The sequence below is a fragment of the Micromonospora sp. PTRAS2 genome (assembly GCF_054052245.1).
Map to the genome: position 1 here is coordinate 20643 of NZ_JBSWBU010000013.1, position 15112 is coordinate 35754.

Here is a 15112-nt window from a genome sequence, read left to right on the forward strand (position 1 = left end):
CTTCGAGACCCCCGATTGGGACAGCTCCACCTGACACCAGAAGGAGTTGTCAGACCGGGACAGGCCGTGTCTGTGCTGGTCAGGTTCGCGGCGGTAAAGACCGTCCGCGTGCCCGCCACTGGGCGATGGTGCGTGTGACCTGACCGGTTCGGTCAGGTCGGGGGTGGGTTCGATCGACCTGACAGCCACGCACTGGGAATCGTCAGTACGTCCCGCCGGTCCGGGGGCCACCGCGCCTATGACCGACAGAAACCCGCACCAGGCACCGGTCCCCGTGGGGGACGTGGTGCCCGGCGACGCGCCCGTGCCGATCACCGTCTGGCCGGTCCCGGCCCCACCACAGGGCGAGACCATGTCCAACGCGATGGGCGTACGGCTGGTCCACAACCTCACCCACCCGTCCGACCTGGTCATCGACCTGGCCGTGGGCCCGCAGTTGGCCCGCGCGGTCATCGCCGCCCACCGCCGCAGCCATCTGCAGTCGACCCGGCTGCTCGGCTGGGGCCGGGAAGCGGCGACGCTGATCGTCACCGGCTGGCCCCCCGACGGCGGCGTCCCGGCGGTGGAGTTCTTCCTGCGCTGCCACGCGAGCCTCCCACCGGGCGGCTGCGTGGCGGTGCTGCTGCCGCACGGGGACGTGATCCTTCCGGTCGACGTGGTCATCGCCGCGAAGCGGGCCGGGCTGGCGTACCTGCAGCACATCGTGGCGGCCGACCGGCCGCCCCGGCGTGGCCAGCCGGCGCAACTAGACATCCACACCGACGTGCTGATCCTGACCCGCAGCGCGACGCAGCCCAGAGGCGTCGATGGATGAGCCCATGCCGGTGACGTCGGTGTGGCTGACCTGCCAGCAGCCAGCCCGGGACCAACGGCGGGGCCGCTACGTGCCGGAGACCTCCAGCCATCCGGGAAAGATGCTGCCCCACCTGGCCGCGCACGCGATCAGCTCGTACACCGCGCCGGGGGATCTGGTGTTCGACCCGATGTGCGGGTCCGGGACCACTCTGGTCGAGGCCATGCACCTCGGCCGGCAGGGGATCGGGATCGACATCGAGCCCCGGTTCACCGTGCTGGCCGCCTCCAACGTCGCCCTGGCCGCGTCGCAGGCTGCGACCGGGTCGGCGCAGGTGTTCACCGGTGACGCCACGGGTCTACTCGACCTGGTGCCGGCGTCGGTGGTCGGCCGGGTGGGGCTGGTGCTCACCTCACCGCCGTACGGGCGCGGCACGCACGGCCTCGTGCGCGCGACGAGCGCCGGGGTCCGCAAGCGGGACCACGTGTACGGGGACCGGGAACGCGGCAACCTCGCCTACGGCGGATGGTCCCGCCTGTTCGACGGGTTCGCCGCGATTCTGGCCGCCAGCTACCGGCTGCTACGTCCCGGAGGGACCGTGGTGATCACCTGCCGCCCCGTACGCCGCCAGCGCGACGATCTCATCGACCTGCCCGGACAACTGCTCGCGGTCGCCCGGTCGGTGGGGCTCGTGCCGGTGCAGCGGTGCGCGGCGATGCTCGCGGCCGTCCGCGACGGACAGATCGTGCACCGGGCGAACATGTTCGGGCTCCTGGCCGTCCGGCGTGCCAGGGACGAGGGCATCCCCGTGCACCTGATCGCCCACGAGGACGTGCTGGTCCTCCGTCGCTGCTGAACGTCCGCAGGTTCAGCTCATCGGCTCAGATGAAGGACCGGGATCTGGGCGTCCGTGAGAGTCAGCGGGCAGGGGCGGCCTTCGCGGCGGGGCACCGCCAATGCCCGAGCGACTATCGGACATGAGGTTCACGGTCAGGCCGGTGTCCCCGGTGCCTGGACGATGACTGCGGCCTCGGGGACGCGGTCGTCGGCGATCAGAGCGGACAGCTCAGCGAGTAGTCGTTCGAGATCGTCGCGGCTCTCAAGGTCGTAGTGCTTGTTGACCATTCTGTCGTCGGCGAGGCGGACTGTCGTCAGTTCCGCCTCGCCGGTGGCCCAGATCATGATCCCAACGAGCCATGTCGTGGACTCGAAGTCGCTGACCACGACCGCCTTGCCGTGGTTCGGCTGGATCTGGTGCGTGTGCCATCGCATCCCCAGCCTCGCCCACGTCTCTGCTCGGGCCTTGACGGTGACCGACAGCGCCTCCAGGGGAAACGTCATGCCCGTGACTGTTGCACGGCCCCCCACCGGCTGAATCGGCACCGAACCCCGGCGATGCGTTCAGTCGAACCAGTTGAACAGCAGGTCACCGAGCCTGTCCGGCCGGTGGTAGGCGGCATCACGGCGTTCGTCCTCGGCGAGGAATCGCAGGTCACTGTCGCCGAGCGGCCGGATCAGCTCTGCGGCCGTGGCGACCCGCAACCCCGCCTCGGAGAACAGGTAGCCGGCCGGCACGTTGACGAACGTCAGCGTCACCGAGTGGCGATCCTGCGGCTCGGCCGCAGCGACCAACAATGCCGCAGCGTTGAACAGCAGGCCCACCGCTACTCCATCGCGGAGCCCCACACCCACCCGGTAGTAGTTCCGGCCGGCGGCGGGCTCCTCGACCCGGGTGGTAACGGTCCCGCCGGAAGCACGCATGCTGGCGTGCACCGCAGCGAGCCACACGGCACGAGCAACCGGATCGTGGTGTGGCCTGGTCGCCCCTGCCTGCGCCGCGTCCACGATCTCCACGGCTGAATTGTCCGTAGCCGGTGGCCCGGACGTCGAGTCCCGCACGGGGAACAATCTGACAGATCGCGGCTTTCGGCGGGCTGACAGCCTCTGCCAGCCGTGCCGACCTGACAGCAGGGCCCGTGGGACTCTGGCCGAGGCTAACCTGAAGGCTCTCCTTCTTCTCGTGCCCCCTGATCTGGCCTCTTCTCGCGACGTCATCGCGCCCACCGGCTCCGGTCGGCCGCCGTCGCCCGCGTCCGATCCGGCCCCACACGGTCCACGACCCTCTGCCCATGCCACAAGGGCAAGGGCGATGTTCCCGTTCCGCCCGGCGGTCACCACCCAGTGGCCGCCTTCGTGCTGTCCCGATGGAGGACGACATGCTCATGCCCCGCTGGTACCTGACTGCCCCCGACTGGTTCGCCGAGCTGCCCGACGCGATCCCCAGCGGCGACGACGGCAAGACCGTGACCAACCAGCACGTACGACTGCACCACGACGGGCCTCCCGTTGGCCCGGCGGAGAGCGACGCCGCGATGCGCGTGGCTCTGCTGGCCGTCGAGCAGCTCGGCGAGGCCATGACCCACGCCACTGAATGCCATGACCTGACCGAACTGGCCCGGCTGCTGTGCGGCCTCAACCTCGTCCAGGCACATCTGACCCAGACGATCCAGCGCATCGCCGAGAACGTCCACGGCGGTGCTTTCAGCGGACTCGCCGCCGTGCCGGACACCGTCGTGCAGGCCCTTACCGACAGCCTCAGCACCGCTGGCACGAACGGCGAGATCCTCGCCGGTCATCTCAAGGACGCCCACCTGATCCTGCGCTCCGTCGCCGTCGCCTAGCCCCGGCCTTCACCGGCACGCGTGATCCGGCACCGGACACGCAGCCATCTCGACCCGCACCATCCGGCTGATGCCCGGCCGACCGCGCACACCCGCGTAACATCCGGGCACGGCCGGTAGGCGTGCCCGGATTCCATCCACCAGCAGATGGAGGAATCCCGTGCCACACCACCTCTCCACGCTCTCCGGCCCTCGCCGCCGGATTCAGCCGCACCACCTCAACGACCGCCCCGTCGACACTCTTGCCGCGAACCTCGGCCGCCGTGCCGAGGCCATCCGCTGCCGGGACCTTCCCGCGCTGCGGCGGATGCGCTACGCCCTCACCGGCCCGGTATCCGCCCCGGTGGTGCTCGCATGACCGCGCCTGAGATTCCCGCTGTCCCCGTACGCCTGGCCCGGCGGCCCGTCGTCGGAGGGCTGGTCGTCCCATGGATTACCGCCCGTACTCCCGATGGCCGGTACCGGTTCGGTGCCGTCGACCACCATCGTCACGTCTGCGCGCTGCAGGACCGGCTCTGCCAGACCTGCGGCGACGAACTCGACCCCGGGCGGATCGTCTTCGCGGTGCGCGACAGCGACCTGCGGCTGCTCGTCAGCCCCGAGCCGGGCATGCACCCCGTCTGCGCCGCCTACTCCGCCAGTGGCTGCCCCATGCTGGCCGGCCGGATGAGCCACTACCGCACCACTTCGCTGGCCGCCCAGCTGACCGAGGTCGGCGCGTCCTTCCACGGCGATCCCACCGGAAGCCGCCCGGCGGCACCCGCCGAACGCTGGCACCTGCTCTGGACCACCGGCTACCGGGCCTTTACGAATCCGCTCACCGGCCAACCGGCCGCGATGGTGCTGCCCGAGCAGATTCTGCGCCTCCGCCCGATTGGCCCAACTCCGCCGCTGCGCCCCGCCGATCACACCCCGGACAGCGAGCCCGGCTCCGCGTCCAACCCTGGTCCCGAACGGAGCTCGTCATGACCCTGCACGTCATCGCCGTCTACCACAACACCGAGAGCCGGTTCCTCCCGTACGAGCCGGGTCACGCCCTCACCCAGGTCATCTCCTACTGGCGGCGCCTGCCCGTCTCCGTCAAACCGGAGCGGACCGCCAGCTGGATCTACGGCCTGTTCAACGTCGACCTCGACCAGCTGGAGACCTGCCGCGAGACGCTGAGTGGAGAAGCCGACTTCCTCATCGCCTGCACCTACCGGCTGCTGCGGCTGCGATCGATGTCCACCGGAGACGTCATCGCCATCACCGCCAACGACCGCACCACCTGGCTGGCCTGCGAATTCGGCGGATGGAGGCGCATCGACCCACCGAACAACATCACCGGGGAACCGTTCACCGCCGGCACCATCCGCCAGCACCTACGGCGGGACCGCCGTGCGTGAGCACCCCTGCCACCACCACCCGCTGGGCCGGCACACCGATGCCTGCCTGACCGGCCCGTGCGGCTACTGCGGAACCAGCCTCCAGGTCATCGCCTCCGGCGAATGCCGCTCCTGCCTGCTGATCGTCTGCGAGGCATGCGACGCCGGCTACCACCTCGACCTCGGCCCCATCTGCCGCTCCTGCGCCCACCCCGGCCGCCAGCCGCAAGGCCCGCCCGGCCACCTGACCGTGCCCTGGGACCACCCCGTACGGCCAACCTCATCGCCCGCCGGCCCCGCCGAGCGGGCACGTCACCCTTCCCGGAGGTTCCGCATGACACCCAAACCGTTTCCCGTCATCGCCGTCACCGATAGCCGGCTGCTGCGCGCCGAGCTGCGTACCGTCGAACAGCAGGCCGGATACGAGTTCGAGTACGCCGACTCCGTTCCCCAGGGCCGCCGCTACGCCAGCCGCCGCCCGCTGATCGTCATCGGCTCCGACCTGGTCACCCGGTTCCGGAACCGGCTCGCCTGCCGCGGCATCGTCGTCGTGGCCTCGGTGAACCCGCCCGACGCGAGGATCTGGGTGCACGCCGAGCGCGTCGGCGCAACCTACGTCATCGTCCTGCCCACCGCCTCCTCCTGGCTGGTCCACCACCTCCTGCGCGATCTGCCGTAGCAACTGCCTGCCGGGCCAGTTCGCGCGGAGGCCGTCGGCCATCGGACCAAACAGAGTTCCGGTGCCCGGTGATCGCCATTCCCCGACCGGGCGGCAGCGCATCCGGCAGCAACGCCGAGCCCGCCCCACGGCGCCCGTTGCCGGGACACCGAGCACAGAAAGCGGCCCGCCCTCAGGCGGGCCGTCGTCGTTTCAGGACCCGGGACGCAAATCGCCTAGGAAACGCACGCGTCCCGGGTTCTCCATCGGAATGGAGGAACCCAGTGTTCACCACACTCCTCGCGATCGCCACCATCGTGGCGGCGATCCTCGGGGCTGGCGTCGGTCACCTCGCGGCCCGGCCCACCATCACCCGGCTGCGCGCCGAGCTGGCCGACGCCGCCTGGCAACTGACCCACGACCCGCTCACCGGCCTGCTCAACCGCACCGGTTTGCGCACCATCCACACCGCCGTCGGCGCGACCTCCCCACCGCAGCGCCTCGTCGTCATGCTCATCGACCTCGACCGGTTCAAGGAGGTCAACGACACCCATGGCCACGACGCGGGCGACGACCTGCTCGTGGAGATCGCCGACCGGCTCGCCCAGGTCGTCCACACCTACGGCGGCACCGTCGCCCGGCTGGCCGGCGACGAGTTCACCACCATCCTGCCTCTGCGGCACCACCCGGTCGGCGACATCGCCGACCGGATCGTCAGCGTCATCGCCGCGCCGGTCAACGTTCAGGTCGACGGCGGCCTGGCCACGGTCACCGTCACGGCCAGCGTCGGCATCGCGACCGTGGTCAGCACCGACCCGTTGCAGGACATCGCGCTGCACCGCGCCGACATTGCCATGTACCACGCGAAGCGCCAGGGACCCGGCCGGTACGTCGTCTACGCCGACGGCATGACGATGCCCGACCGTGTACACCGTCGTGGACCGCGGCTGCGTGACCTGCGCCGCGACCAGCGGGGGAGCGCCGAATGAACCTCGCGACCCTCACCGCCTGCGCGACCTGCCGGTTGGCCCTCACCGAGCACCACGATGGGCACGGCACCATCTACCGGCATCCCGTGACCGAAGGCCGCCACGCCGTCGTCCCCGTCGACGCCGACCAGGTGAACGACGTGTTCGACCGCTGCCACACCTGCACCGGCGCGCCGCCGGTGTGGAACTACCACACCAGCCTCATCCAGATCGCGGTCCTCGCGGCCGTCGAGACCTACAACGACCAGTGGCACGTCTGCAACCGGTGTGCCCAGTTCATCGAGGCCGACGATTCCGAGGGCCTCACCGCCCATTGCGCCGCCCGCATGCAGTGGCTGCCCCACCACCATGAGTACGCCGTCCTCCGCGCACTGCACCGCGGCATCGTCCTCGGCCGCGAAAGCAGGACCCTGCTCACCACTACCGTCTGGCCGCCGGCCCGGCTCACCGCCGACATGCTGCCGAAGATCCGCGACCGGTTCACCGGCCTCCTCCGCGGCCCCGCGCACCTGCCCCCACATCTGAACGACCCAGACCACCGTCGGGCCCTGGCCGACCAGCTCGACCTCGCACCCATGTACTGGATCAACCAGGATTTTACCGACATGGTCAACGAGGTCGGCAACGACCAGCCGCCGGCGGCCGTCACCGACGACCTTGCCGCCACACCGGCCGGGCTGCTCGCCTGGTCCGAACCCGTCGGCGACACCCGGCAACTCGCTGCCGTGTCCTGGACACCCCACGCGGACGGCTGGCAGCTCATCGGCTACCGCAGCATCGGCGGCACCGCCCTCGACGACGACCTGATGCCCGCACTACGACACGAGATCGGCTGGCTCGTACCCATCCACGCCGAACAAGTAACCCGAGGGACCAAGCTCGACGGACGACACCCGCTCGGCCCCCTCGTCACCACCTGGCTGCTGATCAGACAGCAACTGGCCGAGGCAGTGCCGGCGAAACTGCCCAAGGCAACCACCAGGGCGTACCAGCGTCACCGGCGTCCTGCCCCCGAGGTCAAGATCGTGCGTATCGCACCGCGCAGCACCGCCGCCGCACCTCAACGAGGCAAAGCTGGTGATGGCTCCACGCGGGCCAAGCCCGACTACCGCTACTGGGTCTCCGGCCACGACCGCCAACAGCCGTACGGTCCCGGTCGCAGCCTCCGCCGCACCATCGAGATCGCACCCTTCCTTAAGGGCGACGAAGGTCTGCCGATCAAACTCAGTACCACCGTCCGTGCCCTCGGTAGCCGAGGCGATGACCGGACGCGGCGTACCGACCAATAGCTGTGCGTGTGGTGGTGGAGCTTGCTCCACCACCACACGCACAGCGGCCTTTTTGCGTCTGGGCGCCCGGTCACCGCTTGTGCGCGACCGATGTGGTCTGACCTCTCGATCGGCCCGGGCGCGAGTTCATCGGCCGGGAGGATGCCCGACAGGCGGCGTGGCCCGGCCGGCGTTCAACCTCGATGGCTGGTCGACGTCAGTCCTCCGCGCCGGAGGGCAGGGTGGTCAGGGGCCTTGGGGTAGCCGATGTTGCATGTCACTCGCCTCGGCCCCCGGGGGCCTACTCCGTCGTCGGCCCACCCGCGGGGAGGTCGGTTCAGCGGTGGGGACCGCACGGGCGGGGGCCGGCTTCCGGTTGCTGCTGGGTGAGGGGGCCGGTCGTGGGGGTGGTGACGGGGTGTCGGTGGTGGGGTGTCGAAGACCAGGGTGGCGGTGACGAGCCGGTGGTCGGAGGGGTAGGGCTGTTGTGCCGGGACGTGGACGCGGTAGCTGTCGGGGTCGACGTGGGGGCGCATGGTGTCGTTGGCGAGGAGCCAGTCGATGAGCAGGCCGCCGCCGGCGTCGATGTCGTGGTTGACGGTGGGGAGCAGAGGTATGTGGGGGTTGGTGGTCCGGGCGAGTTCGGCGAGGGCGTGGAAGCCGCATCCGTCGGTGCGGCGGTGGGTTTCGGGGTTCCAGCGTCCGATGAGGTGGTCGACGGCGTCGGTGTCGGCGGTCCAGGTGCCGTCGGGGTGTCGGCGTGCTTTCTGGGCGCGGGCGCGGTGGCCGGCGGCTGCCCAGTCGCGTTGGGGGAGGTGGGGGCCGGAGGCGGTGCTGTTGAGGTCGCCTCCGACGATGACGGGCATGTCGGTGGTGCCGTAGCGGTCGAGCAGGGCGGCCTGTTGGCGGCGGCGGATGCCGCAGTGGGGGTCCCAGTGGGTGACGGCTGCGGCGAAGGTGGTGCGGCTGTCGGGGGTGCCGGGTTCGCCGGTGTCGCGGATCGCGAAGATGGCGATGTTGCGCTTGTCGGCGAAGACGTGCGGGTCGGCGGGGGCGGGCCAGGAGCGCAGGGTCAGCAGCGTCGGGTCGTAGAGGATGGCGGGTGGCATGGGGCTGTGTGGGTCGTGGCCGAGCACGCCGACGTAGGGGCGGTCGAACCGGTCGGCGAGCAGTTCCGCGGCGTGGTGCAGGGGGCGCTGGCCGTCCTCGTGCCAGGTCTTGGCCTCGCAGAGCAGGATCAGTGCGGGCGGGGCCTGCACGTCGTGGAAGGCGTCCACGAGGGGGCGTAGGTTGCGTTGGCCGTGGCGGAGGCCGCCGGCTTCGAAGTTGAACAACGCGATGGGGATCATGGTTGCTCCGTGGGTGGGGTGCTGTGGTGGGCGGGCGTGGGGTTTGCTGGGGCCGGGTGCGGGGTGCTTGTCCGGCGGCGGGCGGTGACCTGGCGGGTGCGGGCCCGGCCGGAGGGGATCTTCCACTGCATGCCGATGGCATCGAGGGCGGCGATTTGCGGGTCGGTCAGGGTGCCGGCGCGACGGGCGGCACGTTGCTTGCTGAGCCACCTAGACAGGTCAATGTCGCCTTCGCGGTGGCCTTTGCGGGGGTACAGGTGGCCCTCGCGCTGGTAGTAGGCGGTGGCCGCTGCGAGGTTGCGCTGCCAGGCGGCTTCGCGGATGGACCAGTGGATGCCCAGTGTTTCCAGGGCGCGGACCCGCTCGGCGCTGAGGGCCCCCTTCTGGTGGTCGACGCGTCGGGCGGAGAGCCAGCGGTAGAGGTCGATGCCGTTGACGGTGTGGCCGAAGGGAACGTCGAGGTGGCCGTGGTCGGCGTGGAACCGGCGGGCGGCGGCGTACCCGTCGTGGTGGGCTGCTCGGATGTTCCAGTCGATGCCTAGGGCGTCGAGGTCGGCGACCCGGTCGGTGGGCAGGGTGCCGGCGCGGCGGGCCGCGCGTTGCTGCCACAGCCAGTTGTAGAGGTCGAACCCGTCGAGGACGTGGCCGTGGGGGACGTGCAGGTGTCCGTGCTCGGCGTGGAACCGTCGCGCGTAGGTGAGCCCTCGGGCCCAGATTCCTTCCCGGGGTTCCCAGTGGAAGCCGAGCGCGTTCAGGTGATCGACGCGGTCCTGGGCCAGGCGGCCGGCTTTGTGGTCGGCGCGTTGCCGGAAGACCCACCGGTCGAGGCGGACACCATGCCGGAGGTGACCGGTCGGGACCCTGGTGTGGCCGTGGTCGGCGTGGAAGTCGCGCAGGGCGCCGTAGCCGACCATCCAGTCGGGGGTGGTTTCCTCCAGCACCCGCACCGTCAGGTGCCGCAGCAACTGCTCGGAGGCGTATCCGTCGGGCAGGCGGACCAGCAGCCGCGGCGGCAACTCCGCGGCCCCGGTGCCGGTGTGGGCGCGTTGGAGGTCGAGGTCGGCCGCCAGGGCGCTGTCGTGGGCCCGCAACGCCCGCAGCGTCTGCAGCAGGGTCGCCCAGCGGGTCATGTTCCCGGTCAGGTCGGAGGTCATGTCGGCGGGGTCGTCCGGAAGCAGCACCGGAAGCAGGATGGTGGCGATGCCGGAACCGGCCGGATTGCGGCGCACCGCCCGCCCCACCACCTGGACGACGTCCACGGGGGACTCCTTCGGTGCGGTGAGCACGATCGCGTCCACGGCGGGCACGTCCACGCCCTCGCCCAGGCACCGCGCGTTGGACAGCACCGTCCATCCGTCCTCGGGCGGGTCGGCCAGCCGTCGCAGGTGCAGGCGCCGCTGCGTGATGCTCTGGGTGCCGTCGACGTGTCCCACCGTCAGCCGGCCCTTCGGCCGTTGGTCGGCAGGCAGCGACTCCACGGCGGCCGGCAGTGTGCGGGCGAACTCCCGGCTGGCCTGCACCCGGGGCGTGAACACCAATATCCGCCGGAGACCGAACTCCGCCGCGGCCCGGACGAGGGCGGTCTGCACCACGACCGTCCGCAACGGCGCGGCCCGCGCATCGACCACCGCGGCCGGGTCCAGATCGCGCAGCATTTCCAACGCCTGCGCGGACGTGACCCCGATGGCGAGGACCCGGTAGTCGTCCAGCCAGCCGTCACTGATGGCCTGCGCGAACGAGTACGTGTAGCAGACGGGCCCGAACACCGCCGTCTCATCCATCGACAGCACGTCGTCACCGTCGCCGCTGGTGCGGAGCCTGGCCGGCAGCAGCCGGGGCGTGGCCGACATGTACAGCCGCCGCCGCGCCGGCAGATGCTCGTCACGGTGCACCAGCGCACCGTGCTTGCCCGCCCAACCGGCCGTGTGGTGCGCCTCGTCCACGATCAGCAGGTCGGCGGCCACCCCGGCGGCGTTCAGGCCCCTGCCCACGGTGTCCGCCGACCGGTGCGTGACCAGCACCAGACTCAACCCCGACGCCGCATCGTGCTGTCTCGCCCATCCGGCGATCTGCGCCGCGTCGGTGGTCACCGGGCAGGTCAGGTCCACCACCCGTACCGCTTCGTCGGCGACACCGCCGTCGCCGCACACCGCCAGCACCCGGGCGGCCGCACCCGCCCGGACCCACACGTTCAACGTCTGGGCCAGCAGGGTCAGCGACGGCACGGCCACCACCACCAGCCCTGAGGGACACAGCCGGACCCCCGCGTGCACAGCCACGATCGACTTCCCGCTGCCGCAGGCCGCCCGTACCTGACCACGGCCGCCGTCCGCCAGCGCCGCGACCACCGCGTCGACGGCCTCCCGCTGATAGCCGCGCAGCGTCGGCATCGGCGTCATCAGCGGGTACGCCGGTCGACGCGCGACAGCCGGCCGGGAGCGGCGGACGGCGCACAGGCCGATGCGGACCGGAGGACTGCGTCGTGGAGACGCCGGGGGTGGGAAAGCAAGGGTGTGCTCCTGGGTCAGGGTGGGTGGGGCGGCGGCTGTCGACGTCGGCTGGTTCGCCTGGAGAGGCGGGTCATCCGGTGTCGGGCGGGACATCCCGCAGGGGAAGCGCAGCCCGAGCACGTCGAGGGGCCGTGGACGCGTGGCCGGAATGCCTCGGGGCCAAGCGGCTGCGAGGAGGTGGACGCGGTGTCACCGCAGCGGAGCCGCCTTGCGGCGCGTGATGGTGTCCTGCCGTCGGGCGAACCTGGTGCCGCCGGTTGGTCCTACCGCGGGTGACGTGGGGCGGGTGAAGGTTTCGGCGAGGTGGAGATGGTCGGCGGGGATACCGGCGAGGGGGAGTCGGTGGCGGGCGTGGTCGATGAGTGCGGGTGGGCCGGCGACGTGGACGTGGTGGCCGGGCCGGTAGTGGTCGAGGACGGCGGTGAGCACGTCACCCTGGGCGGCCGGGTCGACGAGGGGGTCGTCGGTGAAGGTGGGTCTGATGGTCAGCCACTCCGGATACGCGGTCTGGAGGGTGTCGAGGGTGATGCTGTCGTAGAGGTCTTCGAGGGTGCGGGCGCCGACGATGAGGGTGACCCGCCGCTGCCGGCCGTTGGTGGCGCCGGTGCTGGCGAGGTGTTCGACGATGGCGCGTAGGGGTGCCAGGCCGGTGCCGCCGGCGGCGAGGAGGAGGCCGCCGTGGTGGTCGGGGTCGAGGGTGAGTCCGGCGTGGTAGGGCGGGCCGAGCCACACGTATTCCCCGACGGCGGCATGGTGGGTGAGACAGGGCGAGACGGGTCCGTCGGGGACGGCGCGGACGTGGAACTCGATGGTGCCGTCGGGGCGGGGTGCGTTGGCCGGGGAGTACCACCTCCAGGTGCCAGGTCGGTGGAGTGTGGTGACGGGCAGGGCCTGGCCGGGTTCGTAGTGCAGGCGGCGGCGGGGGCGCAGGGTGAGCACGGTGGTGGTGTCGGTTGCCGCGTCACGGCCGATGATCTGCGCGGGGGTCCACGGGAGTGTGGTGGTGAGGCGGTGGGCGGCGCGGTGGATGAGATTGAGGACGTGGTGGCCGTGACGGCGCCACTGCTCGGCGATCGTGGACGTCCAGGTAGTGGGCGCGTAGCGGGCGACCGTGGCGGTGAGGGCGTCGACGAGCGTCTGGTGGTGGTAGGGCTGCAGGCCCAGGTGCCGGTAGGTGGGGGCGAGGGCGGCGAGCAGGGCGGTGCGGCCGGCGTGGTTGTCACCTCCGGCGATCAGGTGACCGACGGTGGCCAGGAACGTTTGTGCATCACGTTCGGGCACCAGCCTCATCCGTTGGTCGGCCAGGAGCGACGAGAAGTAGTTGCTGGCGTGGTGGATGCGTGGGGTGAGAGTTGTCCAGGAGGCGTGGAGGCCGTTTGGCTGCAGCCGCGTAGCGGCGCCGCCCTCGGCGTTTGTGGGAGGCGGCTGCCCGTGGGCGCTGGCCAGGTGGGTATGCATGAGGCGTCTCCTGGGTGGTGTGGGTACGGCCGGCGGCGGGCTGGGGATGCTCCGCCGCCGGCCGCTGGCCGGTTCCCGCCGCTCGGGCTGGAGGAACAGCGGGGGCGGGCTGGCCGGGCAGCCATTCGGGTTGGCTGCCGCTGCCGCCCTCCCAGAGCCGGTGTGCGAGCCGGGGTCGGGTGGGCGACGGAGTGAGGCATGGGTGAGCTACGTCCAGTGACTGAGCAGTGTGGGTGACCTTGGGCCTGAGCGATCGGGGCGCATCAACAGGTCCGGGTCCGGCAGGTCACTGGGGTTTCTGGGCGCGGGTGGAGGCGAACTGGTAGGAGCGCACCACGGTGTAGGGGTCGGTCATGAGTTCACCGAATCGGTCGAGCTGTTGCGGGGTGAAGCCGTGGTGGATGAGGTGGTCGCGCAGTTGGATCGCGTTGTCGGCGTAGAGGGCGCAGCCGGGTCCTCCGCCGGTCCATGTCTCGGAGTGCCACCGGGTGTGGACGTGGTTGAGGCCGGCGGCGAGTAGGACATTGGGTTCCTCGTCGCCCCATGAGAGATTGACGGCGCGGCCGGCCAGGATGGCGAGGATGTTCTCGATGACGTCGGTGATGAGGGTGCTGTCGGTGTTGTTCGAGGCGCGGTGCACCAGGGCGGGGGTGTGGACGATCTCCCCGAGGACCAGCCATCCGCCTGGTCGTAGCAGGTCGATCATCTGGCGCAGGACGTCGCGTCGGTTGGGTAGGTGTTCGAGCACGCACCGGGCGGTGGCGAGGTCGATGCTGCGGGGTTCGCCGGGGATGGGCTCGCGGCGCAGGTCCCGCTGGTAGACGTCGATCACTGCGGTGGGGTGCAGCAGACGGGTGTCGGCGTCGACGGCGGTGACCTTGCCGTGTGGGCCGACGAGACCGGCCAGGTGCGCGACGATCGAGCCTGCTCCGGCGCCGACGTCCAGGGCCCGTTGTCCGGGTTTCACGCCGACCGCGGCGAGTTCTCGTCGGGTGATCGGGTCGAGGACCGCCTGCAGCGGGCCGAGTTGGCTGTGGTTGTTGCGGAACTGGTAGCTGCTCTCCGTGCTGATCACGGCGTCTCTCCTTCTGACGATGGGACGCAGAGTGGGGGCGGGTACTCGATCCAGCTGCGTCGCCGCTGCGGAACCATTTCTGCAGGTGGAGGGTGGGTGGGGTCCCACCATTGCCGCTCGTAGTCGGTGGTGGCTGGTTCCCACCAGCGGTTGTCGGTGCGGGTGCGCGCGAGGAACAGCGCGTATGTGACCACTTGCCAGGTGCCTGCCCGGAGGTGGGAGATCTCGTAGGCGAGGGCTTCTCCGGTGGCCGGGTGCAGGATCAGTAGGTACCGGTAGCCGTCGGCGTCGACGGCTGCGACGCCGACACCGACGCGGCCTGCTCGGTCGGCGACGGCCGGGTAGGCGGTGAGGTGCGGGAGGTCGGCCAGGATGGTCAGCGTGGTGTGGCGTCCCGTTTCGTAGGGGCTGTGCCAGCTGGCGAGGTCGATCATGCCCAGCACTGCTTCCGCCGGATCGTTGTCGGCGCACTGGGACGTGATGTTCAGGGCGTGGCGGAGCAGGTCAGCGTCCCGGTAGGGGTTGGTGCGCGGGAGGGGCCAGCCGAAGGTGTCGTAGAGGTGCTGTCCCGGTCGCCACCACTGCCGGTTCACCGCTGTCCGCTCCGGTGGATAGCGGGTGGCCAGTGCCGCTCCAGCTCCCTCCTGGTCGAACCACCGCAGGATCTCCTGGACCCGACCGCTGAATCCCCACTGCCGGAACCAGACGTGGTTGAACCGGCCTTGGATGTGGTCGCAGGGCGCCGTGGTCATCTGCGCCGCGAGATCCCGCAGGACCGGGCGTGCCGTGGTGGGGTGCCGCAGGCGGGTCGGCTCGTGCCGGTCGGCGACGGCGGCAAGGTCGCCGCTCGCGGTGGGCGTCGCCGGAGGCACGACGCAGGCCGCGACCGACGTGGGGGCGGCGGGAAACCTGCCCGTGGGTACGCCGCCGGTCGCTGCCGTCAGGAGAAGGACGGTGACGGCGGCGG

The 15112-nt window shown here is 70.9% G+C and carries 16 protein-coding genes; 9 read left to right on the top strand and 7 right to left on the bottom strand.

Annotated elements, in window-relative coordinates:
* Positions 1-238 precede the first annotated feature (238 nt).
* Together ACVMYR_RS28040 and ACVMYR_RS28045 are read left to right on the top strand one after the other, a co-directional pair.
* A complete protein-coding gene (locus ACVMYR_RS28040) occupies positions 239-814 on the top strand; it encodes a hypothetical protein (protein ID WP_457123178.1) in 576 nt (191 codons plus the stop codon).
* A 4-nt stretch (positions 815-818) separates the two neighbouring features.
* The gene (locus tag ACVMYR_RS28045; protein ID WP_457123179.1) at positions 819-1649 is read left to right on the top strand and encodes a TRM11 family SAM-dependent methyltransferase; all 831 of its coding nucleotides are present in this window, start codon (positions 819-821) and stop codon (positions 1647-1649) included.
* A gap of 134 nt (positions 1650-1783) precedes the next feature.
* On the opposite strand, the gene ACVMYR_RS28050 is transcribed toward ACVMYR_RS28045, so the two are convergent.
* Together ACVMYR_RS28050 and ACVMYR_RS28055 are read right to left on the bottom strand one after the other, a co-directional pair.
* A complete protein-coding gene (locus ACVMYR_RS28050) occupies positions 1784-2134 on the bottom strand; it encodes a hypothetical protein (protein ID WP_457123180.1) in 351 nt (116 codons plus the stop codon).
* 60 nt (positions 2135-2194) lie between these two features.
* Entirely contained in the window at positions 2195-2647 is a 453-nt protein-coding gene (locus ACVMYR_RS28055) for a hypothetical protein (RefSeq protein ID WP_457123181.1), read from the bottom strand.
* A 350-nt stretch (positions 2648-2997) separates the two neighbouring features.
* On the opposite strand from ACVMYR_RS28055, the gene ACVMYR_RS28060 reads away from it, so the two are divergent.
* The 7 genes from ACVMYR_RS28060 (at position 2998) to ACVMYR_RS28090 (ending at position 7774) form a co-directional block, all read left to right on the top strand.
* On the top strand, positions 2998-3474 hold the full coding sequence (locus tag ACVMYR_RS28060) for a hypothetical protein (RefSeq protein WP_457123182.1): 477 nt from the start codon (positions 2998-3000) through the stop codon (positions 3472-3474).
* Positions 3475-3634: 160 nt separating this feature from the next.
* On the top strand, positions 3635-3832 hold the full coding sequence (locus ACVMYR_RS28065) for a hypothetical protein (RefSeq protein ID WP_457123183.1): 198 nt from the start codon (positions 3635-3637) through the stop codon (positions 3830-3832).
* On the top strand, positions 3829-4443 hold the full coding sequence (locus tag ACVMYR_RS28070) for a hypothetical protein (protein ID WP_457123184.1): 615 nt from the start codon (positions 3829-3831) through the stop codon (positions 4441-4443). The genes ACVMYR_RS28065 and ACVMYR_RS28070 overlap by 4 nt, the downstream gene beginning before the upstream one ends.
* A complete protein-coding gene (locus ACVMYR_RS28075) occupies positions 4440-4859 on the top strand; it encodes a hypothetical protein (protein ID WP_457123185.1) in 420 nt (139 codons plus the stop codon). The genes ACVMYR_RS28070 and ACVMYR_RS28075 overlap by 4 nt, the downstream gene beginning before the upstream one ends.
* Before the next feature lie 313 nt (positions 4860-5172).
* Positions 5173-5517 carry a hypothetical protein gene (locus tag ACVMYR_RS28080; RefSeq protein ID WP_457123186.1) on the top strand — a complete coding sequence of 115 codons (345 nt, stop codon included), beginning with the start codon at positions 5173-5175 and terminating at the stop codon, positions 5515-5517.
* A gap of 263 nt (positions 5518-5780) precedes the next feature.
* Complete coding sequence (locus ACVMYR_RS28085) at positions 5781-6485, top strand: diguanylate cyclase domain-containing protein (RefSeq protein ID WP_457123187.1); 705 nt, start codon at positions 5781-5783, stop codon at positions 6483-6485.
* Positions 6482-7774, top strand: coding sequence for a hypothetical protein (locus ACVMYR_RS28090; RefSeq protein WP_457123188.1), 1293 nt, complete (start codon positions 6482-6484; stop codon positions 7772-7774). The genes ACVMYR_RS28085 and ACVMYR_RS28090 overlap by 4 nt, the downstream gene beginning before the upstream one ends.
* Positions 7775-7947: 173 nt before the next feature.
* Here ACVMYR_RS28090 and ACVMYR_RS28095 read toward each other — a convergent pair whose 3' ends face one another.
* The 5 genes from ACVMYR_RS28095 to ACVMYR_RS28115 form a co-directional block, all read right to left on the bottom strand.
* A complete protein-coding gene (locus ACVMYR_RS28095; RefSeq protein WP_457123189.1) occupies positions 7948-9102 on the bottom strand; it encodes a hypothetical protein in 1155 nt (384 codons plus the stop codon).
* The gene (locus ACVMYR_RS28100; protein WP_457123190.1) at positions 9099-11501 is read right to left on the bottom strand and encodes a Helicase associated domain protein; all 2403 of its coding nucleotides are present in this window, start codon (positions 11499-11501) and stop codon (positions 9099-9101) included. The genes ACVMYR_RS28095 and ACVMYR_RS28100 overlap by 4 nt, the downstream gene beginning before the upstream one ends.
* A gap of 300 nt (positions 11502-11801) precedes the next feature.
* Positions 11802-12902, bottom strand: coding sequence for an FAD-binding oxidoreductase (locus ACVMYR_RS28105; protein WP_457123255.1), 1101 nt, complete (start codon positions 12900-12902; stop codon positions 11802-11804).
* A 454-nt stretch (positions 12903-13356) separates the two neighbouring features.
* Positions 13357-14145 carry a class I SAM-dependent methyltransferase gene (locus ACVMYR_RS28110; RefSeq protein ID WP_457123191.1) on the bottom strand — a complete coding sequence of 263 codons (789 nt, stop codon included), beginning with the start codon at positions 14143-14145 and terminating at the stop codon, positions 13357-13359.
* Positions 14142-15017 (bottom strand): hypothetical protein, encoded by an 876-nt coding sequence (locus tag ACVMYR_RS28115; protein WP_457123192.1) that lies wholly within the window; start codon positions 15015-15017, stop codon positions 14142-14144. Before ACVMYR_RS28115 ends, ACVMYR_RS28110 begins: the two co-directional genes overlap by 4 nt.
* Between the last annotated feature and the right edge of the window lie 95 nt (positions 15018-15112).

Bases quoted from the DNA above. Each gene is read 5' to 3' on its own strand.
- ACVMYR_RS28040 (WP_457123178.1), top strand. From the start codon at position 239: ATGACCGACAGAAACCCGCACCAGGCACCGGTCCCCGTGGGGGACGTG.
- ACVMYR_RS28045 (WP_457123179.1), top strand. From the start codon at position 819: ATGCCGGTGACGTCGGTGTGGCTGACCTGCCAGCAGCCAGCCCGGGAC.
- ACVMYR_RS28050 (WP_457123180.1), bottom strand. From the start codon at position 2,134: ATGACGTTTCCCCTGGAGGCGCTGTCGGTCACCGTCAAGGCCCGAGCA.
- ACVMYR_RS28060 (WP_457123182.1), top strand. From the start codon at position 2,998: ATGGAGGACGACATGCTCATGCCCCGCTGGTACCTGACTGCCCCCGAC.
- ACVMYR_RS28070 (WP_457123184.1), top strand. From the start codon at position 3,829: ATGACCGCGCCTGAGATTCCCGCTGTCCCCGTACGCCTGGCCCGGCGG.
- ACVMYR_RS28075 (WP_457123185.1), top strand. From the start codon at position 4,440: ATGACCCTGCACGTCATCGCCGTCTACCACAACACCGAGAGCCGGTTC.
- ACVMYR_RS28080 (WP_457123186.1), top strand. From the start codon at position 5,173: ATGACACCCAAACCGTTTCCCGTCATCGCCGTCACCGATAGCCGGCTG.
- ACVMYR_RS28090 (WP_457123188.1), top strand. From the start codon at position 6,482: ATGAACCTCGCGACCCTCACCGCCTGCGCGACCTGCCGGTTGGCCCTC.
- ACVMYR_RS28095 (WP_457123189.1), bottom strand. From the start codon at position 9,102: ATGATCCCCATCGCGTTGTTCAACTTCGAAGCCGGCGGCCTCCGCCAC.
- ACVMYR_RS28100 (WP_457123190.1), bottom strand. From the start codon at position 11,501: ATGACGCCGATGCCGACGCTGCGCGGCTATCAGCGGGAGGCCGTCGAC.
- ACVMYR_RS28105 (WP_457123255.1), bottom strand. From the start codon at position 12,902: ATGAGGCTGGTGCCCGAACGTGATGCACAAACGTTCCTGGCCACCGTC.